The sequence below is a fragment of the Kitasatospora sp. Xyl93 genome, assembly GCF_055383135.1.
Genome location: NZ_AP029185.1, coordinates 4,114,220 through 4,139,184 on the forward strand (window position 1 = coordinate 4,114,220; position 24,965 = coordinate 4,139,184).

General features: G+C 72.0%; 22 protein-coding genes. 11 read left to right on the top strand and 11 right to left on the bottom strand.

The features are described 5' to 3' along the window. Positions 1-12: 12 nt before the first annotated feature. A complete protein-coding gene (locus tag ACZ5GH_RS18385; protein ID WP_387752011.1) occupies positions 13-1,074 on the bottom strand; it encodes an MBL fold metallo-hydrolase in 1,062 nt (353 codons plus the stop codon). Between the two features lie 109 nt (positions 1,075-1,183). Beyond that, on the bottom strand, positions 1,184-1,831 hold the full coding sequence (locus ACZ5GH_RS18390) for an FMN-dependent NADH-azoreductase (protein ID WP_464334782.1): 648 nt from the start codon (positions 1,829-1,831) through the stop codon (positions 1,184-1,186). Positions 1,832-1,938: 107 nt separating this feature from the next. On the opposite strand from ACZ5GH_RS18390, the gene ACZ5GH_RS18395 reads away from it, so the two are divergent. Next, a complete protein-coding gene (locus tag ACZ5GH_RS18395; RefSeq protein ID WP_464334783.1) occupies positions 1,939-2,346 on the top strand; it encodes a winged helix-turn-helix transcriptional regulator in 408 nt (135 codons plus the stop codon). Positions 2,347-2,439: 93 nt separating this feature from the next. Here ACZ5GH_RS18395 and ACZ5GH_RS18400 read toward each other — a convergent pair whose 3' ends face one another. After that, a complete protein-coding gene (locus ACZ5GH_RS18400) occupies positions 2,440-3,207 on the bottom strand; it encodes a polyprenol monophosphomannose synthase (RefSeq protein ID WP_387752003.1) in 768 nt (255 codons plus the stop codon). A gap of 334 nt (positions 3,208-3,541) precedes the next feature. On the opposite strand from ACZ5GH_RS18400, the gene manA reads away from it, so the two are divergent. Beyond that, positions 3,542-4,747, top strand: coding sequence for a mannose-6-phosphate isomerase, class I (gene manA / locus ACZ5GH_RS18405; RefSeq protein WP_464334784.1), 1,206 nt, complete (start codon positions 3,542-3,544; stop codon positions 4,745-4,747). A gap of 30 nt (positions 4,748-4,777) precedes the next feature. On the opposite strand, the gene dnaB is transcribed toward manA, so the two are convergent. Further along, positions 4,778-6,253: a replicative DNA helicase gene (gene dnaB, locus ACZ5GH_RS18410; RefSeq protein WP_387753161.1), complete on the bottom strand. Its 1,476-nt coding sequence runs from the start codon at positions 6,251-6,253 to the stop codon at positions 4,778-4,780. Positions 6,254-6,830: 577 nt separating this feature from the next. On the opposite strand from dnaB, the gene ACZ5GH_RS18415 reads away from it, so the two are divergent. Continuing rightward, on the top strand, positions 6,831-8,177 hold the full coding sequence (locus ACZ5GH_RS18415; protein ID WP_464334785.1) for an MATE family efflux transporter: 1,347 nt from the start codon (positions 6,831-6,833) through the stop codon (positions 8,175-8,177). Positions 8,178-8,330: 153 nt separating this feature from the next. On the opposite strand, the gene rplI is transcribed toward ACZ5GH_RS18415, so the two are convergent. The 4 genes from rplI to rpsF all read right to left on the bottom strand — a co-directional run bounded on the left by rplI (position 8,331) and on the right by rpsF (position 10,103). Further along, entirely contained in the window at positions 8,331-8,777 is a 447-nt protein-coding gene (rplI, locus tag ACZ5GH_RS18420; protein ID WP_387751994.1) for a 50S ribosomal protein L9, read from the bottom strand. Positions 8,778-8,794: 17 nt separating this feature from the next. Further along, positions 8,795-9,031: a 30S ribosomal protein S18 gene (rpsR, locus tag ACZ5GH_RS18425; protein WP_030059640.1), complete on the bottom strand. Its 237-nt coding sequence runs from the start codon at positions 9,029-9,031 to the stop codon at positions 8,795-8,797. Positions 9,032-9,110: 79 nt separating this feature from the next. Next, the gene (locus ACZ5GH_RS18430) at positions 9,111-9,716 is read right to left on the bottom strand and encodes a single-stranded DNA-binding protein (RefSeq protein WP_387751991.1); all 606 of its coding nucleotides are present in this window, start codon (positions 9,714-9,716) and stop codon (positions 9,111-9,113) included. Between the two features lie 96 nt (positions 9,717-9,812). Continuing rightward, positions 9,813-10,103, bottom strand: a complete 291-nt coding sequence (gene rpsF / locus ACZ5GH_RS18435) for a 30S ribosomal protein S6 (RefSeq protein WP_188298654.1) — start codon at positions 10,101-10,103, stop codon at positions 9,813-9,815. 322 nt (positions 10,104-10,425) lie between these two features. Between rpsF and ACZ5GH_RS18440 the strand changes: the two genes are divergently transcribed. The 3 genes from ACZ5GH_RS18440 (at position 10,426) to ACZ5GH_RS18450 (ending at position 13,155) form a co-directional block, all read left to right on the top strand. Next, positions 10,426-10,725, top strand: coding sequence for a hypothetical protein (locus ACZ5GH_RS18440; protein ID WP_387751989.1), 300 nt, complete (start codon positions 10,426-10,428; stop codon positions 10,723-10,725). Positions 10,726-10,988: 263 nt separating this feature from the next. Next, entirely contained in the window at positions 10,989-12,107 is a 1,119-nt protein-coding gene (locus ACZ5GH_RS18445; RefSeq protein WP_387751986.1) for a lipid II:glycine glycyltransferase FemX, read from the top strand. A 13-nt stretch (positions 12,108-12,120) separates the two neighbouring features. Further along, positions 12,121-13,155, top strand: a complete 1,035-nt coding sequence (locus ACZ5GH_RS18450) for an alanine racemase (protein WP_464334786.1) — start codon at positions 12,121-12,123, stop codon at positions 13,153-13,155. 25 nt (positions 13,156-13,180) lie between these two features. On the opposite strand, the gene ACZ5GH_RS18455 is transcribed toward ACZ5GH_RS18450, so the two are convergent. Next, on the bottom strand, positions 13,181-14,758 hold the full coding sequence (locus ACZ5GH_RS18455) for a glycosyltransferase family 87 protein (protein ID WP_387751981.1): 1,578 nt from the start codon (positions 14,756-14,758) through the stop codon (positions 13,181-13,183). Positions 14,759-15,051: 293 nt separating this feature from the next. Continuing rightward, a complete protein-coding gene (locus ACZ5GH_RS18460; protein WP_464334787.1) occupies positions 15,052-17,523 on the bottom strand; it encodes a transglycosylase domain-containing protein in 2,472 nt (823 codons plus the stop codon). A 518-nt stretch (positions 17,524-18,041) separates the two neighbouring features. On the opposite strand from ACZ5GH_RS18460, the gene ACZ5GH_RS18465 reads away from it, so the two are divergent. The 5 genes from ACZ5GH_RS18465 (at position 18,042) to ACZ5GH_RS18485 (ending at position 23,269) form a co-directional block, all read left to right on the top strand. Further along, positions 18,042-18,743: a PadR family transcriptional regulator gene (locus ACZ5GH_RS18465; RefSeq protein WP_387751976.1), complete on the top strand. Its 702-nt coding sequence runs from the start codon at positions 18,042-18,044 to the stop codon at positions 18,741-18,743. 126 nt (positions 18,744-18,869) lie between these two features. After that, entirely contained in the window at positions 18,870-19,952 is a 1,083-nt protein-coding gene (locus ACZ5GH_RS18470; RefSeq protein WP_464334788.1) for an inositol-3-phosphate synthase, read from the top strand. A gap of 182 nt (positions 19,953-20,134) precedes the next feature. Further along, complete coding sequence (locus ACZ5GH_RS18475; RefSeq protein WP_464336845.1) at positions 20,135-21,394, top strand: MFS transporter; 1,260 nt, start codon at positions 20,135-20,137, stop codon at positions 21,392-21,394. Between the two features lie 109 nt (positions 21,395-21,503). Then, positions 21,504-22,184 carry an LppU/SCO3897 family protein gene (locus ACZ5GH_RS18480; RefSeq protein WP_387751970.1) on the top strand — a complete coding sequence of 227 codons (681 nt, stop codon included), beginning with the start codon at positions 21,504-21,506 and terminating at the stop codon, positions 22,182-22,184. A gap of 32 nt (positions 22,185-22,216) precedes the next feature. Next, entirely contained in the window at positions 22,217-23,269 is a 1,053-nt protein-coding gene (locus ACZ5GH_RS18485) for an LppU/SCO3897 family protein (protein ID WP_387751967.1), read from the top strand. Between the two features lie 89 nt (positions 23,270-23,358). Here the strand turns inward: ACZ5GH_RS18485 and ACZ5GH_RS18490 are convergent, their stop codons facing one another. Beyond that, a complete protein-coding gene (locus ACZ5GH_RS18490) occupies positions 23,359-24,783 on the bottom strand; it encodes a CCA tRNA nucleotidyltransferase (RefSeq protein WP_387753155.1) in 1,425 nt (474 codons plus the stop codon). Positions 24,784-24,965 lie beyond the last annotated feature (182 nt).

Genomic DNA, 24,965 nt, shown 5'->3' on the forward strand with positions numbered 1-24,965 from the left:
CCAGTATCCGGCCTACTCCGGCGCGCTCCCGCCGTTCTCCGCGGGCTCCGGGCCGTCCTCGGCAGGCTCCGGCCCGTTCTCCGCGGGGCCCCGCCCGTTCCCGGCGGGCTCCGGCCCGTCCTCGACCGCCGCGTCGGGCCGGGCCGCGCGGGCGGTGTTGGCTTCCGCGCCCAGTGCCAGGAAGGACGGCAGGGTCAGCTCCCCGTACCGCTCGTTCATCGCCGTGACCAGCGCCTCCGGGTCGTCCGGGTGCGCGGCCAGCAGCCGGTCGAAGTCCTGGAGGTACTCGCCGGTAAAGGCCAGCACCCGGGCCGCGTCGTCGCCCTGGCCCGGGGCCCGGTGCCCGGCGATCACCCGCTCCACGCCGAGGTCGGCGATCCGGCCGAGGTTGTGCCCCCAGGTGACGCGCTGGGCCGGGGTGGTGTCGGCGGTCCAGACGTGGGTGCCGTTGTGGACGAAGTCCCCGGCGATCACGGTGCGCACGCTCGGCACGTGGACGACCGTGGAGTCCCCGCAGTCGGCCTGGCCGAGCAGCAGCACGGGGATCACCTGGCGGTCCAGCATCAGCGGCTGGGGCAGCAGCGGGGAGGGGACCAGCGGGTGGTCCGGGATGTCGTCGCCGTACACCGGCTTCCACTGGGCGACCTTGGCGGCGACGGTGCGCCGGATGCCCTCGACCACGGCCGGGGCGGCCAGCAGCTGCGCGTCCGGGAAGAGCCGCAGCACCTCCTCGGCCCCGAAATAGTGGTCCGGGTGCTGGTGGGTGACCACGACGGCGAGCAGCCGTCTGCCCTTGCCCGCGACCCACTCGGCCAGCTCGCGCCCGGCACTGCGGGTCAGCTGGGCGTCCACCAGGATCGCGGTCCGCTCGCCGAGGATCAGCGTGGAGGTGGCGAAGAAGGCCGACTCGGGGCCGGTGAAGACGGCGACCTCCAGCGGCCGGGCCGGCTGCCCGGGCTCCGGCGGCTCGGCGCCCGCGCCCGGCCCGGGGGCCTCGCCGGGCCCGCCGGGGACGGCCGGCCCGGCCTGGGCACGCTCCGCGCCGGCGCTCTCCTCGGACGGGGACGTCGTCACGGGCTGCTCCCTCTGGTCGGCGGTCGGATTCCCTGCGCCCTACAGCATGGGAGCACCGGCGGCCGAATGCGCGGAAGGCGCGCCCGGCGGGGCACGCCTCCGGCGCACGTCACACCGCGGCTCGGACGGCCAGTTCCTTGGCCCGGCGGGCGGCCTCCTCCAGCGCCCGGGCCTTGGACTCGGCGGCGTTCGGGACGAACTCGGCCATCGCCGGGACGACGCTCGCCAGGGTGAACTCCGGGACGATGAAGTCGACCTCCAGCCCCAGCATGCCGGTCAGCACCTTCTCCAGGTAGGTGGTGACGAACTCGTACGGCTCGCGCGGGGCGCCGGGCGCGTACGAGCCGCCGCGCGAGGCGACCACGGTGACCGGGGTGCCCTTGGCGGACGGCGTCTCGCCGGCGGTGCGGCCCATCAGGATCACCTGGTCCAGCCAGGCCTTGAGGCTCGACGGGATCGTGAAGTTGTACATCGGGCTGCCGATCAGCACGGCGTCGGCCCGCTCCAGCTCGGCCATCAGCTCCTCGCGCAGCGCGTAGGCGGCGGCCTGCTCGGCGCTGTGGGTCTCGGCGGGGGCGAATCCGGCGCTGATGCCGTGCGCGTCCAGGTGCGGGACCGGGTCGAGGGCGAGGTCCCGGTAGATCACCGTGCCGTCGGGGTGCTCGGCCTGCCAGGCGGCGCGGAAGGCGGCGGTGACCTCGCGGGAGACGGAGCCGTCGGCGACCGCGGAGGAGTCGAGGTGCAGGAGAGTGGGCATGGCAGGGCCTCCAAGGGATTAGTAGCTGCCTATTTCGCTGCAACTGCTAATACCGTAGCAGCTTACTTTTCTGCAGTCACTAGGGATCGGTCGAGTAGGCTTGACCCATGGCCGAGCACGAGGCAGTGACCGACGGAGTCCCGATCGCCACCGACTCCTGCGCCGCGGCGGACCCGGGCGCCTGCGGGAACATCGACCTGGCCCTCAACCGGGTGTTCACCCTGCTCGGCAAGCGCTGGACCGGCATGCTGCTGGGCGTGCTCAACACCGGCGGCCCCGCGTACTTCTCCGAGCTGCGCCGCACCGTCCCGGGCATCAGCGAGCGGATGCTCTCCGACCGGCTGACCGAGCTGGCCGAGGCCGGGCTGGTCGTCCGCGAGGTCGACGCCGGCCCGCCGCTGCGGGTCAGCTACCGGCTCACCGAGGGCGGCGCCGCGCTCCGGCCCGCGCTCACCGAACTGGCCGTCTGGGCCGACCGCTACCTGCCGGAGGCCGCGCTGAGGAACGGCTGCTGAGCCGCCCGCGGACTCCGGACTCCCGGACATGCGGAAGGGCCCGTCCGCCGGTTCCGGCGGACGGGCCCTTCCGGCCGACAGGAGTTCGGACGGTCAGCGCTTGGCGGCGCCCCCGCGCAGCCGGGCCAGCCGGTCGGTGACGCCCCAGGTGGTCACCCGCCACAGCGCCTCGACCACGATGCCGCGGTTCATCTTGGACGCCCCCAGCTCGCGCTCGACGAAGGTGATCGGCACCTCGGCGACCTTGAACCCGGCCTTCACCGTGCGCCAGGCCAGGTCGACCTGGAAGCAGTACCCGGCCGAGGCGACCTCGTCCATGCCCAGGCCCAGCAGGGTCTCCTTGCGGAACGCCCGGTAGCCGCCGGTGACGTCCCGGATCGGCACGCCCAGCATCAGCCGCGAGTAGGTCGAGCCGCCGCGGGAGAGCAGCAGCCGCGACTTCGGCCAGTTCACCACCCGGCCGCCCGGCACCCAGCGCGAGCCCAGCACCAGGTCGGCGCCGCGCAGCGCGCCCAGCAGCCGGTCCAGCTCCTCGGGCTGGTGCGAGCCGTCCGCGTCCATCTCGACCAGGACGTCGTAGCCGTGGTCGATGCCCCAGCGGAAGCCCGCGAGGTAGGCGGCGCCCAAGCCCTCCTTGCCCTTGCGGTGCATGACGTGGACGTGCTCGTCCGCGACGGCCAGCTTGTCGGCCAGCTCGCCGGTGCCGTCGGGGCTGTTGTCGTCGGCGACCAGCACGTGCGCCTCGGGCACGGCGGCACGCACCCGGCCGACGATCCGCTCGACGTTCTCCGCCTCGTTGTAGGTCGGGATGATCACCAGGACCTTGCCGAGATCAGCAAAACTCTGCTGGTTGACGGTCACGTGCAAACCTCTCGGCCGATGGCGGGGGGTCTCGGAACACCGGCGCCCGCACTCTGGAACGCGGCTCCGCCGGCAGCCCGCCGGGGAGGACCTCGGTGGCGAACTGCGCGCAGGGCGGAGGCTACTGCGTCCTGGCATCCTACTACCGCGCCGGGAACCGCCGGTCCGGCCGTGGCACTCCCACCCGATGACCACCGTTTCCCCCTGGGTGACGCCGTTCGGCTAGGGTCGTTTCCCTTGCCCGTGCCCGGGCCGCCCGCACCGCCGGGCCCCCGGCGATCCGGACTCGGGACGTCCGGGGCCGCCCAGACTGCGAAGGAGTAGGACCGCGCGCATGGACAGGCTCGTCAACACCGTCCGCCCGTACGCCTGGGGGTCGCTCACCGCCCTGCCCGAGCTGCTCGGGCAGCAGCCGACCGGGGAGCCGCAGGCCGAGCTGTGGATGGGCGCCCACCCCGGCGCCCCGTCGCGCGCCGACCGCGGCGGGGGCCCGCGCCGACTGGACGAGCTGATCGCGGCCGACCCCGAGGGCGAACTGGGCGCCGCGAGCGTGGCCAGGTTCGGCCCGACCCTGCCGTTCCTCTTCAAGGTCCTGGCCGCGGGCATCCCACTGTCCATCCAGGCCCACCCCACGCTGGACCAGGCCCGGGCCGGCTTCGCCGCCGAGAACGCCCTCGGCATCCCCCTGGACGCCCCCGAGCGCAGCTACCGGGACGCCAACCACAAGCCCGAAATGATCTGCGCGCTGGGCGACTTCGAAGGCCTGTGCGGCTTCCGCCCGCCCGCCGGGGCGGCCCGGCTGCTGGCCGGACTCGCGGTGCCCGGGCTCGCCCCGGTGATCGATCAGCTGGCCGCCGGCGGGGGCACCTCCCGGCCGGAGGACGGGGGGGAGTCCGCGGCGCTGCGCGGCGCCCTGACCGCCGCCCTCGCCCTGGACGGGGAGACCGTCCGGCGGACCGTCGAGGCGCTGGCGGCGACCGACCCCGACGGGGAGTACGGGCCGTACGCCCGGATCGCCGAGGACTTCCCGGACGACCGCGGCGTGATCGCCGGCATGCTGCTCCACCACGTCCGGCTGCGGGCCGGCCAGGCGCTCTACCTGGGCGCCGGGGTGCCGCACGCCTACCTGTCCGGCGCCTGCGTCGAGCTCCAGGCCAACTCCGACAACGTGCTGCGGGCCGGTCTCACCCCGAAGCACATCGACGTGCCGGAGCTGCTGAAGGTCGTGGTCTTCGCGGCCGGCGCCCCCGAGGTGCTGGAGCCGGTCCCGGTCCGGGACACCCCGGGCGAGGAGCTCTACCCCGTCCCGATCGACGAGTTCCGGCTCTCCCGCTTCGTGCTGGACGGCACCGGGCGCGAGATCGACGGCCGCACCCCGCAGATCCTGCTCTGCACCGAGGGCACGGCCCGGCTGACCGCCGCCGACGGCACCGTCCTGGACCTGGCCCGCGGCCAGTCCGCCTTCCTCCCCGCCACGGGCACCCCGACCCGCCTCTCCGGCAGCGGCAGCACGCTCTTCCGCGCCACCGTCACCGTCTGACGCCCCCGGCGGGGACGTCAGGGCCGGGCCTCAGTCCCGGGTCATGTCGACGAAGCGCGAGTAGTGGCCCTGGAACGCCACCGTGATGGTCGCGGTCGGGCCGTTACGGTGCTTGGCGACGATCAGGTCGGCCTCGCCCGCGCGCGGGGACTCCTTCTCGTAGGCGTCCTCGCGGTGCAGCAGGATGACCATGTCGGCGTCCTGCTCGATCGAGCCGGACTCGCGGAGGTCGGAGACCATCGGCCGCTTGTCGGTGCGCTGCTCGGGACCACGGTTCAGCTGGGAGAGCGCGATGACCGGGACCTCCAGCTCCTTGGCCAGCAGCTTGAGGTTACGGGACATGTCCGAGACCTCCTGCTGGCGGTTCTCGGCCCGCCGGGAGCCGCCGGACTGCATCAGCTGGAGGTAGTCGATGACGATCAGCTTGATGTCGTTGCGCTGCTTCAGCCGGCGGCACTTGGCGCGGATCTCCATCATCGACAGGTTCGGCGAGTCGTCGATGAACAGCGGCGCCTCGCTGACGTCGGGCATCCGGCGGGCGACCCGGGTCCAGTCGTCGTCCGTCATGTTCCCGGAGCGCATGTGGTGCAGCGCGACCCGGGCCTCGGCGGAGAGCAGGCGCATGGCGATCTCGTTGCGGCCCATTTCGAGCGAGAAGATCACGCTCGGCAGCTTGTGGTGGATCGAGCAGGCCCGCGCGAAGTCCAGCGCGAGGGTGGACTTGCCCATCGCGGGGCGGGCCGCGATGACGATCATCTGGCCGGGGTGCAGCCCGTTGGTGAGCTGGTCGAAGTCGGCGAAGCCGGTCGGCACGCCGGACATCTGGCCCTGCCGGGAGCCGATCGCCTCGATCTCGTCGAGGGCGCCCTCCATGATGTCGGCGAGCGGCGCGTAGTCCTCGTTGGTGCGCTGCTCGGTGACGGCGTAGATCTCCGCCTGGGCCGCGTTGACGATCTCGTCCACGTCGCCCTCGGCCGCGTAGCCCATGCCGGCGATCCGGGTGCCCGCCTCGACCAGCCGGCGCAGCACCGCGCGCTCGTGGACGATCTGGGCGTAGTACTCGGCGTTGGCCGCGGTCGGGACGGAGTTGACCAGGGTGTGCAGGTAGGAGGCGCCGCCGACCCGCTGGAGCTCGCCGCGCTTGGTCAGCTCACCGGCCACGGTGATCGGGTCGGCCGGCTCGCCGCGGGCGTAGAGGTCGAGGATCGCGCCGTGCACCATCTCGTGCGCGGGCCGGTAGTAGTCGGCCGGCTTGAGCACCTCGACCACGTCGGCGATGGCGTCCTTGGACAGCAGCATGCCGCCGAGGACGGACTTCTCGGCGTCCAGGTCCTGCGGCGGGACGCGCTCGAAGCCGTCCACGCCGCCCCCGCCGTCGCCCTCGCCCCGGCGCGGCCAGCCGCCCTCCGGCCGGCCGCCCTTGCCGCCCTTCTGGAAGCCGTCCTTCTGGAAGCCGTCGCGGCCGCCGCCCTGGCGCCCCTCGCCGCGGGCGCGCGAGACCGGCAGCCGGTCGCCGGGGCCGTCCGGGAAGGGCGCGTCGTCGAAGGCGCCGGCCGGGAACGGGTCCTCGGCGTGCTGCCAGTCCTCCTCCGGCGGCGGGGCGTCGTGGTCGTCGTACTGGGGGCCGGTCACGCGTGTTCCCCGATCAGCGAGTGGTGCGAAGTTGGAGCGGGCTTGCCGGTGGCTGGATGGAGCGGATCCGCTCCTCTTTGTACGCCACAGCTCCGACAAATCGGACGCCGGGGCGGCGGGAATGTCGGGCGGAGGGCCCACGCTAAGGCGCCGGACGCCGTTGCGCCAAGGCGGTTATCCACAGGGGGTGTGGATGAAGCGCCCCGTCCTGTGGAGAACTGCCGCAAAGCTGTGGACACCCCTGTGGACGCTCCTGTGGATAACCGGACGATCGATCCACCGTCAACCGGTTGACCTGGGATTACCTCTTCCCGGGCCTGTGCATGAGAAATTCTTCACACACCTCCGAACGGCTGTGGGCACAGAGCGGGCGAACAGCGACGCTCAAGATTTCGAGTAATAGGCAATGGCCACTTACGTCCATTACCTGTGGATGAGTAGCCTGGACCCCATGACCGCCTCGCCCCCGACCCCGGCCCCGGTGCCCCCTCGACGCCGGCACGACCGGGAGATCCTCGCCCTGGCCGTCCCGGCCTTCGGCGCGCTCGTCGCCGAACCGCTCTTCCTGATGGCCGACTCGGCGATCGTCGGCCACCTCGGCACCCCCCAGCTGGCCGGGGTGGGCGTCGCCTCCGCGGCGCTCTCCACCGCGACCGGCGTGTTCGTCTTCCTCGCCTACGCCACCACCGCGGCGGTCGCCCGCCGGATCGGCGCCGGGGACCGCCGGGGCGCCGTGCAGCAGGGCATCGACGGCATCTGGCTCGCCCTGGGCCTGGCCGTCCCGGTGGTCCTGCTCACCCTGCTGCTGGCGCCCTGGGCGGCCGACGCGCTGGGCGCCTCGGCGACCGCCGCGCCGCACGCGGTGACGTACCTGCGGATCAGCTCCCTGGGCATCCCGGCGATGCTCATGGTGCTGGCCGCCACCGGGGTGCTGCGCGGCCTCCAGGACACCCGGACGCCGCTGGTGGTGGCCGTCGCGGGCTTCGCCGCCAACATCGGCCTGAACGCCGGCCTGGTGTACGGCGCCGGGTTCGGGGTGGCCGGCTCGGCCTGGGGCACCGTGCTCGCGCAGAACGGGATGGCCGCCGCCTACCTGGTCGTGGTGGTCCGCGGCGCCCGCCGGGAACACGCCTCGCTGCGGCCGGACGCGGCGGGCATCCGGGCCGGCGCCAGGGCCGGCGGCCCGCTGCTGGTCCGGACGATCAGCCTGCGCGCGGTGCTGATGACCGCCACCGCGGTGGCCGCCCGGCTCGGCGACGACCAGGTGGCCGCCCACCAGATCACCATGGCGGTGTTCAACTTCCTGGCCTTCGCGCTGGACGCCATCGCGATCGCCGGCCAGGCCATCATCGGCCGCTACCTGGGCGCCTCGGACGCGCCCGGCGCCCGGGCCGCCACCCGGCGGATGGTCGAGTGGGGCATCGTCTCCGGGCTGGTGCTCGGCCTGCTGGTGGTGGTCGCCCGCCCGCTGTACGTCCCGCTGTTCACGCCCGATCCGGCCGTCCGGGCCCAGCTGGGCACCGCCCTGCTGCTGCTCGCGCTCACCCAGCCGGTGGCCGGGCTCGTCTTCGTGCTGGACGGCGTGCTGATGGGCGCCGGGGACGGCCCCTACCTGGCCTGGGCCGGGCTGGCGACCCTGGCGGTGTTCGTCCCGGTGGCGCTGGCGGTGCCGGCCACCGGCGCCGGTCTGGCCGGGCTGTGGTGGGCGATGAACCTGTTCATGCTGGTGCGGGCCGGCTTCCTGGCCTGGCGCGCCCGCGGCGGCAAGTGGCTGGTCACCGGAGCGGTGCGCGGCTGAAACGTTTCCGGGCCGGTCCGGAAGGGACCGGCCCGGAGGTCGCCGGCTCGGGACGCGCCGATCAGACAACGCCCGGCGCGGGAACGCCCGGCGCGGAAAAGACCGAGGGCCGGACTCCCGGAGGAGTCCGGCCCTCGGGCCGTGCTACGGAACTCAGGCAGCCACGACGGCGACGTCGAGCTTGGCCACGACGTCCGAGTGCAGCTTGACCGAGACCTTGTGGGAGCCCACGGTCTTGATCGGCGAGGCGATCGCGACGGCGCGCTTGTCCACCGCCGGGCCGCCGGCGGCCTTGATGGCCTCGACGACGTCGGCCTGGGTCACCGAGCCGAACAGACGGCCGGCCTCGCCCGAGCGGACGGCCAGCTTGACCTGGACGCCCTCGAGCTGACCCTTGACCTCGTTGGCGGCCTCGAGGGTCTGGATCTCGTGGATCTTGCGGGCGCGACGGATGGCGTCGACGTCCTTCTGACCGCCCTTGGTCCAGCGGATGGCGTAGCCACGCGGGACCAGGTAGTTGCGGGCGTAGCCGTCCTTGACCTCGACGACCTCGCCGGCGGAGCCGAGACCCGGCACCTCGTGCGTGAGGATGATCTTCATTACTTGGTCACCCTCTCTTAGCGCGCGGTGCTGGTGTAGGGCAGCAGCGCCATCTCACGGCTGTTCTTCACGGCCGTGGCGACGTCGCGCTGGTGCTGGGTGCAGTTGCCGGTCACCCGACGGGCACGGATCTTGCCGCGGTCGGAGATGTACTTCCGCAGCAGGTTCGTGTCCTTGTAGTCAACGTAGTTGACCTTGTCCTTGCAGAAGACGCAAACCTTCTTCTTCGGCTTGCGAGCAGGCGGCTTCGCCATTGTGTGCTCCATTTGGGGTTCACGGCCCGGCGGGCGTCCGGAGACGCCGGCCGCCGGGCCGCACGAAATCTGTCAGCTCTTAGAACGGGGGCTCTTCCGAGTAGCCGCTGCCACCGGACGGGGCACCCCAGCCGCCGCCCTGGTTTCCACCGGACGGGGCGCTGGAGGCCCAGGGGTCGTCGGAGGGGCCGGACTGGCCGCCACCGGAGTTTCCACCCCAGTTGCCGCCGCCCTGCTGGCCGCCACCGCCGCCGCCCCAGCCGGCACCGCCCTGGCCGCCGCCCTGCTGGCCGCCGAAGCCGCCACCGGGGCCGCCGGACCGGTTGGCCCGGGTGACCTTGGCGGTCGCCGAGCGCAGGCTCGGGCCGACCTCGTCGACCTCGACCTCGAAGACCGTCCGCTTCTCGCCTTCCTTGGTCTCGTAAGACCGCTGGCGCAGTCGGCCCTGCACGATGACGCGCATGCCGCGCTGCAGCGACTCGGCCACGTTCTCCGCCGGCTGCCGCCAGACGTTGCACGTGAGGAAGAGGCTCTCGCCGTCCTTCCACTCGTTCGTCTGACGGTCGAAGGTGCGGGGGGTGGACGCGATGCGGAACTTCGCGACCGCCGCACCCGACGGGGTGAAGCGCAGCTCGGGGTCGTCGACGAGATTGCCGACGAGGGTGATGACGGTCTCGCCTGCCATGGTGGTGATGACCTCTCGGGAAGATGTCCGTTCACCGCTGTTTCACGTGAAACAACGGACGCGAGCTACCCGAGACCCGAAGGCCTCAGAGGTGGCTCAGTGGGTGTCCGGGCGCAGGACCTTGGTCCGCAGAACCGACTCGCTCAGGCCCAGCTGGCGGTCGAGCTCCTTGACGACCTCAGGCGTGGCCTTGAGGTCGATGACCGAGTAGATGCCCTCGGACTGCTTGTTGATCTCGTAAGCCAGACGGCGACGACCCCAGGTGTCGACCTTCTCCACCTTGCCGCCGGCGTTGCGGACGACAGCGAGGAAGCTCTCGATCAGGGGGGAGACAGCGCGCTCCTCGACCGAGGGGTCGAGGATGACCATCAGCTCGTAGTGACGCATGAGTAACCCACCTCCTTTGGACTCAGCGGCCACGGTCTCTCCGTGGCAGGAGGGTTGTGCGTAGCGTCGGCACCGGTGCGGTGACGACTCCGGCCCACCGTAACGGCCGGGTCGGACAGTCGGCCCCCGCTCCGCCCGAAGGCGGGACGTCATCCGGAAGAGGACACAGAGGGGGCACAACTACACCAGTGCAGACGGCACAGCCTACCTGCACCCGGACGGCCGAACAAAACGCATAGGGGTTGTGAGAGCGACCCAAGCACCGCAATCTGGACGGAACGGGATCCCTGCCCGTTCGTCTCCACGCCAGGAGGTGGGACCCATGGCCCAGTCCGTCCACCGCATGCCCGCCCTCACGCTGAACACCGACGGCCACCCGCACCCCCGCGAGAACACCCTGGTGGGCATCACCGCCCTCCTGGGCGTGATCGCCTTCACCACCTCGTTCTTCCACAACCTGCACCTGCTGACCTCGTGGACCGGCCTGTTCGGCATCGTCACGGGCCTGTGGGGCATGTTCGTGTCGGTCACCACCGCCGAGCGCTTCGTCCTGATGGTCACGCTCGGCGCGGCCGCGCTCGGCTTCTACCTCGGCATCGCCCGCGGCGGCCTCTGGGGCTGACCCGCCCCCGGTCGTCCGCACCGTCCCCGACCGCCCCACCACCGCCCGCGCCGACCCCCGACCGGCTCCCGCCGGCCCGCTGGGACCGAGCCCACAGGGGCCGCCCGGAACCCTCGCCGCCCCCGTCGCGTATCTGCAGGAGGAGACAGGTACCCGACGGGGGCGCCGCCGTGCCCGCCGCGACGGGCGCCCGGGCCCCGGACGATAGGGTCAGCCCGAGAACCTGGGGCCACCGCAGCCCGACCGACGAGGAGCACCGAGCAATGAGCCTGCGCCTGAGGACGATCACCCGCGAGGAGCACCTCGCCTTCATCAGGAGCCGCGCCTCGGCCAGCCACATGCAGGTGCCGTCGTGGGGCGACGTGAAGGCCGAGTGGCGGTCGGAGTCGATCGGCTGGTTCGACGACGCCAACCAGCTCGTCGGCGCCGGCCTGGTCCTCTACCGCCAGCTGCCCAAGCTCAAGCGCTACCTCGCCTACCTGCCCGAGGGCCCGGTCATCGACTGGTTCGACCGCGACCTCGACCGCTGGCTCTCCCCGATGCTGGCGCACCTCAAGTCGCAGGGCGCGTTCTCGGTGAAGATGGGCCCGCCGGTGGTCATCCGCCGCTGGAACGCCCCCACCATCAAGGAGGCCATCGCCGCCAAGCAGGCCAAGCGGCTGCGCGACGTCGAGGCCGACTGGTACGAGGCCCGCGCCTTCGAGGTGGCCGACCGGCTGCGCAAGGCCGGCTGGCTCCAGGGCGAGGACGGCGGCGCCGGCTTCGGTGACGTCCAGCCCCGCTACGTCTTCCAGGTTCCGCTGGCCAACCGCTCGCTGGACGACATCCAGAAGGGCTTCAACCAGCTCTGGCGCCGCAACATCAAGAAGGCCGAGAAGAGCGGCGTCGAGGTGATCCAGGGCGGCTACGACGAGCTGCCGATCTTCCACCAGCTCTACCTGGTCACCGCCGAGCGCGACAAGTTCACCCCGCGCCCGCTGGCCTACTTCCAGCGGATGTGGAAGGCCCTCGTCGCCGAGGACCCGAACCGCATGCGGCTCTACATCGCCTACCACGAGGGCGAGCCGCTGGCCGCCACCACGATGCTGGTGGTCGGCGAGCACGTCTGGTACTCCTACGGCGCCTCGGCCAACCACAAGCGCGAGGTCAAGCCGTCCAACGCCATCCAGTGGCGGATGATGCGCGACTCCTACGCCCTCGGCGGCGGGGTGTACGACCTGCGCGGCATCAGTGACACCCTGGACGAGGACGACCACCTGTTCGGGCTGATCCAGTTCAAGGTCGGCACCGGTGGCCAGGCGGCCGAGTACCTCGGCGAGTGGGACTTCCCGCTCAACAAGCTGCTGCACAAGGCCCTCGACCTCTACATGTCCCGCCGCTGAGGAGGCTGACCCGATGACGCTGTCGCTCTACCTCGACACCGAACGCTGGCGCACCCACCAGCGCTCCGTCCTCGCCGAGTTCCCCGGCCTGGTGCCGGTCGCCAAGGGGAACGGCTACGGCCTGGGCAACCACCGGCTGGCCGAGGAGGCGACGCTGCTGGGCACCGGGGTGCTCGCCGTCGGTACCGCGTACGAGGCGGCCGACGCCGCCGAGTGGTACGGCGGCGAGCTGCTGGTGCTCACCCCCTACCGGGTCGGCGAGGAGGTGCTCCCGCTGCCGCACGCCCGGGTGATCCGGACGGTGGCCGGCGTGGACGCGCTGCGCGCGCTGCACGGCACCCGGGTGGTGCTGGAGTGCATGACCACCATGCGCCGGCACGGCGTGAGCGCGGCGGACCTGCGCACCGCCGCCGCCGAGCTGGAGGGCGTCAGCTTCGAGGGCCTGGCGCTGCACCTGCCGATGGACCGGCCGGACGGCTCCAGCCCGGTCGAGGAGGTCGCGTACTGGGTGGACACCGCCCAGGCCGCCGGCATCCCGGTGCACACCGTGTTCGTCAGCCACCTCGGCGCGGCCGGCATGGACCAGCTGGCCCAGCGCTACCCGCGGACGGTCTTCCGGGCCCGGATCGGCACCCGGCTCTGGCTGGGCGACCACGCCGCGCTGGAGGTCCGGGCCACCGTCCTGGACGTCACCCCGCTGCAGAAGGGCGACCGCTACGGCTACCGCCAGCACCCGGCGCCCTCCGACGGCCACATCCTGGTGGTCGCCGGCGGCACCGCGCACGGCATCGGCCTGGAGGCGCCGAAGTACGTGGCGAGCATGGGGGCGCGGGCCAAGGGCATCGCCCGGGCCGGCCTGGCGACCGTCAACAAGACCAAGTCGCCGTTCCACTGGGCCGGCAAGCAGCTGTGGTTCGCCGAGCCGCCGCACATGCAGGTCTCGCTGCTGTTCCTGGACGGGGAGACCAAGCCCCCGGCGATCGGCGAGGAGCTCGGTCTCCAGGTCCGGCACACCACCACGCACTTCGACCGCGTGGTGGACCGCTGAGCGTTCCGGCGCTCGGCTCGCGGCCCTACGGCTTCTCGGCCGGCTCCGGCAGATCGGGCTCGTCCAGCCACTGCTCGGGGCCGGCCGGCGCGTACGCGGCGTAGCTCTCCTCCTCGCGCAGCCGGCGGGCGGTGCCCAGCACGAACACGTCCGGGGCGTGGTCCAGCACCCCGCCGGAGGGGTCGTCGCTGCCGTCCCAGCGGACCGGGTCGCGGTCCGGGTGGAGGACGTCCCGGACCACCAGGGCGACCAGGTAGAGCGTGCCCAGCAGGTGCAGCCCGATCGCGAAGTGGTACCAGCCCTCGCCGAGCCCCTGCTGCTTGGAGCCGGTGACCAGGCCCAGGTGGGACCAGATGCCCAGGGTGTAGAGCACCTCGCAGGCCTGCCAGACCAGGAAGTCCCGCCAGCGCGGCCGGGCCAGTACAGCGAGCGGCAGCAGCCAGAGCGCGTACTGGGGCGAGTACACCTTGTTGACCAGCACGAACAGCGCGACCACCAGGAAGGCCAGCTGGGCGAGGCGCGGCCGGCGCGGGGCCGAGAGGCCGAGCCACGCCACGGCCAGGCAGCCCAGCACCATCAGCACGCCGATGTAGACGTCGAGGTCGGCCAGCCCGGCGCCGCGGCGCTGCATCAGGATCAGCCAGAACGAGCCGTAGTCCTCGCCGCGGTGCTTGCTGAACACGTAGAAGGTCGACCAGCCCCGCCAGTTGGCCAGCATGATCGGCAGGTTGACCAGCAACCAGGAGCCGACCGCGCCGCCCAGCATCACCCGGAAGTCTCGCCACCTGCCGGCCCGCCAGCAGAGCACCAGCAGCGGGCCGATCAGCAGGAGCGGATAGAGCTTGGCCGCGGTGGCCAGGCCGATGAACACACCGGCCCAGCCGGGCCGGGCGCCGGACCACCAGGCCATCGCCACGGCGGCCAGGGCGACCGCGAGCAGGTCCCAGTTGACGGTGCCGTTGAGCAGCAGGACGGGGGCGAGCGCGAACAGCAGCGCGTCCCACGGGCGGCGCCGGTGGGTGCGCGAGAGCGCCACCACGGCGACCACCGCGCAGGCCATCAGCATCCCGGCGTTGATCGCCCAGAACCACTGCTCCTGGCTCTGCTGGTCCCCGCCGCCGGGCGTCAGCCAGGCCGCGACCTGCATGAACAGGCCGGTCAGCACCGGGTACTCCAGGTACTGGAGGTCCCCCGAAGAACCCGGGATGCGGTCCACGTACGGGTGCAGCCCGGCCGCGAAGCCGCGTCCGGAGAACAGGTGCGGGACGTCGCTGTAACAGGCGTGGACGTACTGCGGGGAGCCCGGCTGGAACCAGGCCTGCTCGTAGCAGGGCAGCTTCTGCACCATGCCGAGCACCGACACCACGATCACCGCGAGCGCCAGGAAGCGCGCCGGGATCCACCAGGAGACGCCGAGCAGCGCCCGGCGGCCCGGGGGCCCGCCGATCACCTCGCTGCCGGCCGCCGCCACCGGGTCCTCGTCGGCCGGGACGACCACGGTGTTGGCCGGCGGCGCGGCCGTGGCGACGGCTGCCGGGAGGGGCCCTGCGGCGGCGCCGGCCCCGACCGGGCCGGCGGTTTCGTCACGATCGCTCGACGTCATGCCGGACATCCTGCCGCACCGATCCCGCCGGGACGAGGAGGACCCCGCAACGGTCCGTGCCCCCGTACGGCGGCCGGGCTCGCCGATCACGGCGAAACGGCCGCCCGGAGCGGCCGTGACGGGGCCGCGGCGGGCCGGCCGGGAACGGCGGTGGCGTTCCCCGGACCGGAACGGCGGTGGCGGCCGTCCTGGCACGAGAACGGCGGTGGCGGTCCTCCTCGGAGGACCGCCACCGCCGTTCCGGGTTCCGCCGGGCCGGGCCGGGCCGCGGGCTGCGGGCTGCGGGCTGCGGGCTACGGCATGGTCGACCCGCCCTGCAGACCACCGGTGCTGGTCGGCGACGGCTTGCCGCCACCGCCGCCCGGCTTGCCGCCACCGCCGGGCGACGCGCTGTCCGTCGGCCCCGGCGGCTGTGTCGGGCAGCCGAACACCGGCAGGCAGCTGTTGGACGGGCGCGGGTTCTTGGTCGGCGTGCTGGTCGGCTGGTCGCCGGGGCAGTCCACGCCGGGCACGCAGGTCTGGGTGGGCTGCGGCTGCACCGGCGGCTGCGGCGCCTGCGTCTGGGTCTGCGCCGGGGCCGTCGGGGTGTCGGTCGCGGTGGGGACCGCCGTCGGGCTGGCCGTGGAGGGCGCGCCGGAGGAGTCCACCTCGGTGCCGACCGGCTGCGGGGTCGGGAAGTCCATCTTCTTCTCGTTGGCCAGCGCGGCCTTCATGTACCGGGTGAAGACGTCGGTCGGGATGTCGCCACCGTGGATGGACTCCTTGCCTCCGGTGCCGTTGAGCGACTGCCGCTCGTGCTTGGCCGGGTCCTCGCGCCACATCGCGACGCTGGTCACCAGCTGCGGGGTGTAGCCGACCCACCAGGCCGACTTGTTCTGGTCGGTGGTACCGGTCTTGCCGGCCACCGGGCGGCCCAGGTCCTTCGTCTTCTTGCCGGTACCGTTCACCGCCACGTTCACCAGCACGTCGGTGACGTTGTCGGCGACGGCCGGCTCCAGCGCGACCTTGGCCTCCTTCTTGCCGAAGCCCGGGCGCTCCACGCCGCTCACCTCGACCTTGGTGACCGAGTAGGGCTCGGCCTCCTTGCCGCTGGCCGCCAGGGTGCCGTAGGCGGTGGCCATCCGGATCGGGCTGATGGTGGAGGTGCCGAGCGGGAAGGTCGCCGTCTTCGGGTCGGCGAGGCTCTCCCTCTTGATGCCCATCTGCACCGCGATGTCGGCCACGTTCTGGCCGCCGACGTCCTGGTTGAGCTGGACGAAGGGCACGTTGTACGAGTACTGCATGGACTGCCGCAGCGAGACGTAGCCGCGCTTGCCGGAGTCCTCGTTCTTCTGCCGGTACGGCTTGCCGTCGTCGCCGATCACCAGCGAGCCGTCCGGCTTGCGGATCTCGGACATGTCGTCGGCCAGGTAGCGGCTGTCGGCGTTGATCCGCTTCGGCTTGCCCTTGTCGTCCTTCGCGGTCTGCACGCCGACCTGCATCGCGGTGGCCAGCACGAAGGGCTTGAAGGTCGAACCGACCTGGACGCCGGTGGCGTCGGCGTTGTTGTCGAAGTGGCCGTTCTCCACGCCGTCACCGCCGTAGAGGGCGACGATGGCGCCGTCGCCGGGGCGGATGCTGGCGGAGCCGAACTGGATGTTGGTGTCGTTGTCCGGCCGCTTCTGCGGGTTGAGGTTCTCCGCCTTGACGTCGTCGACGGCCTTCTTCAGGGCGTCGACCTTGTCCTTCTCGAAGGTGGTGAAGATCTTCAGGCCGCCCCGGTCGATCATCTGCTGGGTGATCGTCTTGTCGGTGGCCATCACGTACTTGTTGGCGGTGTCGACCAGGTAGCTGATCTCACCGTTCATGTTGGAGCTGGGCTTCTGCGGGACCGGGTCCGGGAAGGCGGTGCACTTGGCGCGCTCGTCCGGGGTGATGGCCTTGGTGTCCACCATCTGGTCCAGGATCCAGTTCCACCGGCCCAGGGCCCGTTCCTTGTTGTTCGGGTTGGTGGGGTCGTAGTACGTCGCGCCCTTGAGCAGGCCGGCCAGCATGGCGCTCTGGCAGACGTTCAGGTCCTTGGCGTCCACCCCGTAGTACGCCTGGGCGGCCGCCTGGGCACCGTTCGCACCGCGGCCGAACCAGCTGGTGTTCAGGTAGCCCGTCAGGATCTCGTCCTTCTCCTTGTCCTGGTTGATCTTCAGCGTGATGAAGAACTCCTTCACCTTGCGGCTGAGGGTCTGCTCCTGGCTCAGGTAGGCGTTCTTCACGTACTGCTGGGTGATCGTCGAGGCGCCCTGGGTCTCACCGCCCTTCGCCATGTTGTAGACGGCGCGGAGCATGCCCTTGGGGTCGATGCCCTTGTCGGTGCGGAAGCTCTTGTTCTCCGCGGCGATGACGGCGTTCTGGAGGTTGGGGCTGATGTCCTTGAGCTCGACGATCTGCCGGTTGGTCTGGCCCTTGCGGGTCATCTCCGTGTTGTCGGCCCAGTAGTAGATCGTGTTCTGGTTGTTCACCAGCTGGTTCAGCTCGGGGACCTCGGTGGTCTGGTACAGGTAGAACACCAGGCCCACGAAGGAGCCGAAGACCAGCACGAAGCCGCTCAGCCACTGCCGCCAGGACGGCAGCCAGCGCCGCACGCCGGTCTTGCCGAACCGCGGGTAGTCGATGAAGCGCTTCTTGCCGGGGCCGGCGGCCGCGGCGGAGGCGGAGGCCGTGGCGGCACCGCGCCGACCGCCCCCCTTGCCCTTCTTCTGGGCGGCCTTGCGCATCTCCGCACGGGTCATCCGGGGCTGTTGTGCGGTCTCCCTGACCCCCGGCGGGCGGCGTCGGCCGACACCTTCCGAGCGCAGCTCGTCGGGCCCCGGCCCGTCGCCCCGACGGCCGCCGCCTCCCGGGGGCTGCTGCCCCTCACCGCCCGGGTTGGGCGTCCTTCGCCGTCGCTCGCTCATCTTCCAGCCACTCCTCGCCAGGCGTTTCCAGCCTGAAGGCAGGGTTCACGTCCGATGCCCGCAAACCGCCCTGATCCCGGAGGTGGTCCTCGTGCACACGCGACAGCGTACGCAGCACGGAAACCCAACTAATCGGACATCAGTTGCAACTACCCACAAAACGCCGACAGATCATTACACGCCCGTTGCCAACCCCACCCGCGCGTCGGCTTGTGATCACATTCACGCGTGCCCCCCTTGCCGGTTCCGGGGGCCGGGTTTACTGTTCTCGATATATCGAGCCGATACATCGAAGCGGAATACCGCCGGATGCAGCGGCCGGTCGGACACCGAGCGGGAGGAGGACGACGGCAGTGGGCAGACGCTCAGGAGTGCTGGAGTTCGCCGTCCTCGGACTGCTCCACGACGCCCCGATGCACGGTTACGAGCTGCGCAAGCGGCTGAACATCCTGCTCGGGACGTTCCGGGCGCTCTCCTACGGGACGCTCTACCCGTGTCTGAAGAGCCTGGTCGCCCAGGGCTTCCTGGTCGAGGACAACCCGGACGTCGAGTACGTCCCGGCCACCGCGCTCAACGGCAAGCGGTCCAAGATCGTCTACCGGCTCTCCGCCGAGGGGAAGCAGCGCTTCGAGGAGCTGCTCGCCGACTCCGGCCCGGACGCCTGGGAGGACGAGCACTTCGGCGTGCACTTCGCCTTCTTCGGCCAGACCGACCGGGCCGTGCGGATGCGCGTCCTGGAGGGCCGCCGCAGCCGGCTGGAGGAGCGGCTGGAGCGGATGCGCAACTCACTGGCCCGCGCCCGCGAGCGGTTCGACGACTACACCGTCGAACTCCAGCGGCACGGACTGGAGTCGGTGGAGCGCGAGGTCCGCTGGCTCAACGAGCTGATCGAGACCGAGCGGTCCAACCGCACCGGGCGGACCGGCCCCGACGCCGGCGGCAGCACCGCCGCCGGCCCCCGCAGGACTTCGGACGGCCGTGGCCAGGAGACCGGGTCCCCCGACCCGTCCGGGCAACCGTACGACCGCCCGGGGCGCTCCGACCAGGAGCGCTGACACCGCGCCAGCCCTGTGCCGCGCGGCACGACTGGGCGCCTCGCGCCCGCACATGCAGTCATCGAAGAAGCAGGACGAGTTCCGCCGACCCCGGCGGTCCTCATGAGATCACAGGGAGCAACCGGAATGGGTTCGGTTCGCGTAGCCATCGTGGGCGTGGGCAACTGCGCCGCGTCGCTGGTGCAGGGTGTCGAGTACTACAAGGACGCCGACCCGGCCGGCAAGGTCCCCGGCCTGATGCACGTCCAGTTCGGTGACTACCACGTCCGTGACGTGGAGTTCGTCGCCGCCTTCGACGTCGACGCCAAGAAGGTCGGCTTCGACCTGGCCGACGCCATCGGCAACAGCGAGAACAACACCATCAAGATCTGCGACGTGCCGCCGACCGGCGTGACCGTCCAGCGCGGCCACACCCTCGACGGCCTGGGCAAGTACTACCTGGAGACCATCGAGGAGTCGGACGAGGCCCCGGTCGACGTCGTCCAGGTCCTCAAGGACCAGCAGGTCGACGTCCTGGTCTGCTACCTGCCCGTCGGTTCCGAGGACGCGGCCAAGTTCTACGCCCAGTGCGCCATCGACGCCAAGGTCGCCTTCGTGAACGCCCTGCCGGTGTTCATCGCGGGCACCAAGGAGTGGGCGGACAAGTTCACCGAGGCCGGCGTGCCGATCGTCGGTGACGACATCAAGTCCCAGGTCGGCGCGACCATCACGCACCGCGTGATGGCCAAGCTGTTCGAGGACCGCGGTGTCATCCTCGAGCGCACCATGCAGCTGAACGTCGGCGGCAACATGGACTTCAAGAACATGCTCGAGCGCGAGCGCCTGGAGTCCAAGAAGATCTCCAAGACCCAGGCCGTCACCTCGCAGATCCGCGACCGCGAGCTGGGCTCCAAGAACGTCCACATCGGCCCCTCGGACTACGTGGCCTGGCTGGACGACCGCAAGTGGGCCTACGTCCGCCTCGAGGGCAGGGCCTTCGGCGACGTCCCGCTGAACCTGGAGTACAAGCTGGAGGTCTGGGACTCCCCGAACTCCGCCGGTGTCATCATCGACGCCGTCCGCGCCGCGAAGATCGCCAAGGACCGCGGCATCGGTGGCCCGATCCTGTCGGCCTCCTCGTACTTCATGAAGTCCCCGCCGGTGCAGTACTTCGACGACGAGGCCCGCGAGAACGTCGAGAAGTTCATCCGCGGCGAGGTCGAGCGCTGAGCAGCTGACCGCTCGTAGCGCGTAGGAAGGGCCCACGGTCTGCGGATCGTGGGCCCTTCACGTTCCCGCAGCCAATGTTTCACGTGAAACGGCGGCCGGTTCCGTGGCACCCTGGGCGGGTGGCGATCACCGAGAACGGCAGCACCCACCAGTCCGCGCACCGCGCCACGGTCCTCGACCTGATGAAGGGCCGCGACTTCCGGCGGCTGCTGACCGCCCGGGTGCTCTCCCAGCTCTCGGACGGCGTCTTCCAGGTCTCGCTGGCCGCGTACGTGGTCTTCTCCCCCGAGAAGCAGTCCTCCCCCGCCGACATCGCCTCGGTGCTGGCCGTGATGCTGCTGCCGTTCTCGGTGATCGGCCCGTTCGCCGGTGTGCTGCTGGACCGCTGGCGCCGCCGCCAGGTGCTCTACTTCGGCAACCTGGCCCGGTTCGGGCTGGGCCTGGGCACCGGGGTGCTGCTGCTGGTGGAGGCGCCGACCTGGCTGTTCTTCGCCTCCGCCCTGCTGGTCACCGCGCTCAACCGGTTCATCCTGGCCGGCCTGTCCGCCGCCCTGCCCCGGGTGGTGGAGCAGGACCGGCTGGTCACCGCCAACGCCCTCTCCCCCACCCTCGGGACGGTCGCCGCCGCCTCGGGCGGGGGCATCGGCTTCCTGCTGCACCAGCTGATGGCCCCCGGACCGAGGGCCGACGCCGCCCTGGTCACGGTGGCCGCGCTGCTCTACCTGTCGGCCGCGCTGGCCGCCCGGCGGATGGACCGCGACCTGCTCGGCCCCGAGCAGCACGAGGACCGCCCCGGGCTCGGCCAGGCGCTGGTCCGGGCCGCCCTCGAACTCGGCGCCGCGGTGCGCCACCTGGTCCGGGACTGCCGGCCGGCCGTGCACGCGCTGGCCGCCGTCACCGCGGCCCGGTTCTGCTACGGCGTGCTGATCGTGGTCGTGGTGATGCTCGCCCGGTACACCTTCAACGACCCGGCCGACAGCGCGGCCGGGCTGGTCACCCTCGGCCAGGCGGTCGGGCTGTCCGCCGCCGGGTTCTTCGTCGCCGCGCTGGTCAGCCCCTGGTGCACCCGCCGGCTCGGCCTGGCCGGGTGGATGACGGCCTGCCTGGCCGCCCCGGTGGTGTTCGTCCCGGCGCTGGGCCTGAGCTTCGCCCTGGTGCCCTGCCTGATCGCCGCCCTGCTGCTCGGGGTGGTCACCCAGGGCACCAAGATCTGCGCCGACACGGTGGTGCAGGAGTCGGTCGAGGACGAGTACCGCGGCCGGGTGTTCGCCATCTACGACGTGCTGTTCAACGTCGCCTTCGTGGCCGCCGCCCTGGTCACGGCGCTGGTGCTGCCGCTGTCCGGCCGCTCGGTCGCGGTGGTGCTCGGGGTCGCCGGGGTGTACGCCCTGACGGCGGTCCTCTACCTGGGCGCCGCCCGCCGGAGCCCGCTCCCCCGGTGACCAGGCCGCCCGGGAGACCCCGGGGGCTCGGGGCTCAGGGCGTCCGAGCGACTCGCTAAGGTACTCGAACCTGTCGGAACGACAGAACTCTGCCTCGGGGGACGAACTGATGAGCACACCACCCAATCCGTACGGATCCGCACCGATGGGCCCGCCCGCGGCGCCGCCGTACGGGGCGCCCGTCCCGCCGCCGGCCGCGCCGTACGGCCCGCCGCCGGCCTACGGGCAGCCCGCGCCGCAGGCCCCGCCCGGCTACGGCCCGCCGCCCGGCTACGGACAGCAGCCGCCTGGCCCGCAGCAGTACGGGCAGCAGCCGTACGGACAGCAGGGCTACGGCCAGCCGGCCCCCGGGCCGTACGGGCAGCAGCCGCCGCCCGGGCCGTACGGCCAGCCGCAGCCGGCCCCGGCGATGCCGCCCGCGCCGGCCGCCAAGAAGCGCGGCCTGCGGTCCAAGCTGCGGATCGTCGGGGTGGTCGGCGGCTGCGTGGCGCTGGCGGTCGGCTACTTCGTGGCCGGGCCGAGCGTCAGCAGCGCCAAGCCCGGCGACTGTGTGCGGGCGAGCGGCTCCCGCGACATCGACATCGTCAAGTGCACTGACAGCAAGGCGAATTACCGGGTGCTCGCGAAGTTCGAGGGCACCACGGACACGACCCGCTGCAAGCAGACGCCGCAGACCACGAGCGTGGTCTCGGGCAAGAGCGGCCGCCGCTGGAACAAGAAGCGGTACGTGCTCTGCCTCGGCCCGCTGGCGCCCACCACCACCGGCGTCCCGCCGGTGAAGAAGTCCTGACCTCTTCCGCCTCTCCTTCCCGGGGGACCTCCTTGTCCGCTCCGCCTCCGCCCCAGATGCCGTACGGCCCTCCCCCGGGCGACGGCAACCCGTACGCCTCCGGCGGCTCCTACGGCGCTCCGCCCCCGCCGCCCCCCGGGTACGGCTACCCGAGCGCCCCGCCGCCCGCACAGCCGTACGCCGCCCAGCCCGCGCCCGCGCAGCCGTACGGCGCCCAGCCCGCGCCCGGCGGCTACGGCTACGGGTACCCGACGCCCCCGCCGGACGGCACCACCTGCCGGTTCTGCGGCGGGTACCCGGCGGTGGACGCCACCGTCCGCGGCCACCAGGGCATGATCGTCATGTACCGGATGCTGCGGATGACCGGCCCGTTCTGCCGCACCTGCGGCACGGCGACGGTGCGCGACATGTCGGCCCGGACGCTGGTCCAGGGCTGGTGGAGCCCGGTGTCCTGGCTGTTGACGCCCATCACGCTGCTGCTGAACCTCGTCCCGCACAACAGGTTCAAGCGGCTGGTGCCGCCCGTCCCGGGCAGCCACGGCCCGCAGCTCGACCCGGGCGTCCCGCTGACCAGCCGGCCGCACATCGCGATGCTGCTGGTGCCGGTCTCGCTGGCGGTCGCCCTCACCCTGGCCGCCACCGGGGTGCTCGGCCCGAAGAAGGGCGACCCGGTCGCCGACCCGAAGCCGGCCCCCACCGTGCTGACCTTCGCGCCCACGCCGCTGCCGATGCCGACCTACACGCCGCCGGTCATCCCCTCGCCGACCATCACGGCGCCGGTGCCGACACTCACGCTCCCGCCGGTCACCACCCCGACCGACTCGGACACCAAGGTGGACTCGGCCGGCCCCGGCGACTGCCTGCGCAACGCGAACGGCACCAGCGAGACCACGGACACCAACCCGAAGATCACCGTGGTGCCCTGCACCGACGCCAAGGCGCAGTACAAGATCGTCTTCAAGTACCTCGCCACCTCCGACGAGAAGTCCTGCGAGAAGCAGCCGAAGTCGGACAGCTGGTACACCAGCAAGCACCCCAACTTCCCGGCCCTGGACTACGTGCTCTGCCTCAAGCAGATCAAGTAGCCCGGGACGGACGAGGGGTGGCCCCGGCGCTCGGCCGGGGCCACCCCTTCGTCGTCCCCGGAGCCCGCCCCAGGGCTCCGGAGCCGGGCTCAGCCCTGCTGCCCGGCCCACCAGGCCCGCAGCGCCGCCACCGCCTCGTCGTGCTCCATCGGCCCGTGCTCCAGCCGGAGTTCGAGCATGTGCTTGTACGCCTTGCCGACCAGCGGGCCGGGCCTGAGACCGAGCAGCTCCATGATCTGGTTGCCGTCCAGCGCCGGGCGGACGGCGTCCAGCTCCTCCTGCGCCCTCAGCTCGCCGATCCGCGCCTCCAGACCGTCGTAGGTGCGGGAGAGCGCGGCCGCCTTCTTCTTGTTGCGGGTGGTGCAGTCCGAGCGGGTCAGCTTGTGCAGCCGCTCCAGCAGCGGCCCGGCGTCGGTGATGTAGCGGCGCACCGCGGAGTCGGTCCACTCGCCGCCGCCGTAGCCGTGGAAGCGCAGGTGCAGCTCGACCAGGCGCGAGACGTCCTCGGTGAGCTCCTTGGAGTACTTGAGCTCGCGCATCCGCTTGCGGGTCATCTTGGCGCCGACCACCTCGTGGTGGTGGAAGGAGACCCGGCCGTCCGGCTCGAAGCGGCGGGTGCGCGGCTTGCCGATGTCGTGCAGCAGCGCGGCCAGCCGCAGGGTGAGGTCCGGGCCGTCCTGCTCCAGGTCGATGGCCTGCTCCAGGACGGTCAGCGAGTGCTCGTAGACGTCCTTGTGCCGGTGGTGCTCGTCCCGCTCCAGCCGCAGCGCGGGCAGCTCGGGCAGCACGTACCCGCCCAGGCCGGTGTCGACCAGCAGCCGCAGGCCCTTCACCGGGTGCTTGGCCAGCAGCAGCTTGTTCAGCTCGGCCTGGATCCGCTCGGCGGAGACGATGGTGATCCGCTCGGCCATCGCGGTCATCGCGGCGACCACCTCGGGCGCCGGGTCGAAGTCCAGCTGGGCGGCGAAGCGGGCGGCCCGCATCATCCGCAGCGGGTCGTCGGAGAAGGACTCCTCGGGGGTGGCGGGGGTGCGCAGCACCCGGGCCTCCAGGTCGTCCAGGCCGTGGTGCGGGTCGACGAAGCCGCGGCCGGGCAGGTCGACGGCCATCGCGTTGACCGTGAAGTCCCGGCGGACCAGGTCCTCCTCGATGGTGTCGCCGTAGCTGACCTCGGGCTTGCGCGAGGTGCGGTCGTACGCCTCGGAGCGGTAGGTGGTGATCTCGATCAGGAAGGAGCCCTCGGGGGTGTCCTTGCGGGCGCCGACCGTGCCGAAGGCGATGCCGACGTCCCAGACCGCGTCCGCCCAGCCCTTGACCAGCTTGAGCACCTGCTGCGGGCGGGCGTCGGTGGTGAAGTCCAGGTCGTTGCCGAGCCGGCCGAGCAGCGCGTCCCGGACGGAGCCGCCGACCAGCGCGAGCCGGTGGCCGGCCGCCTGGAACCGACGGGCGATCTCGTCGGCGACCGGTGACACCCGCAGCAGCTCTTGGAGGCCGAGCGTCTGGGCCTCGCTCAGGCCTGGGACGACCTGGACGGCGGTGCTGGAACGGTCGGTGCGCGCGGTGGGCTCATTGGCAGTGGACACGGCTCACAAGGGTACGTGCCCCGACAGGTCAACCGCCCGCGCGTTCTGGGCGTCTCACCCCACAGCCCGCAACACTGCACCGCGGGCCGCATCGTTACCATGCCGGTGGACGG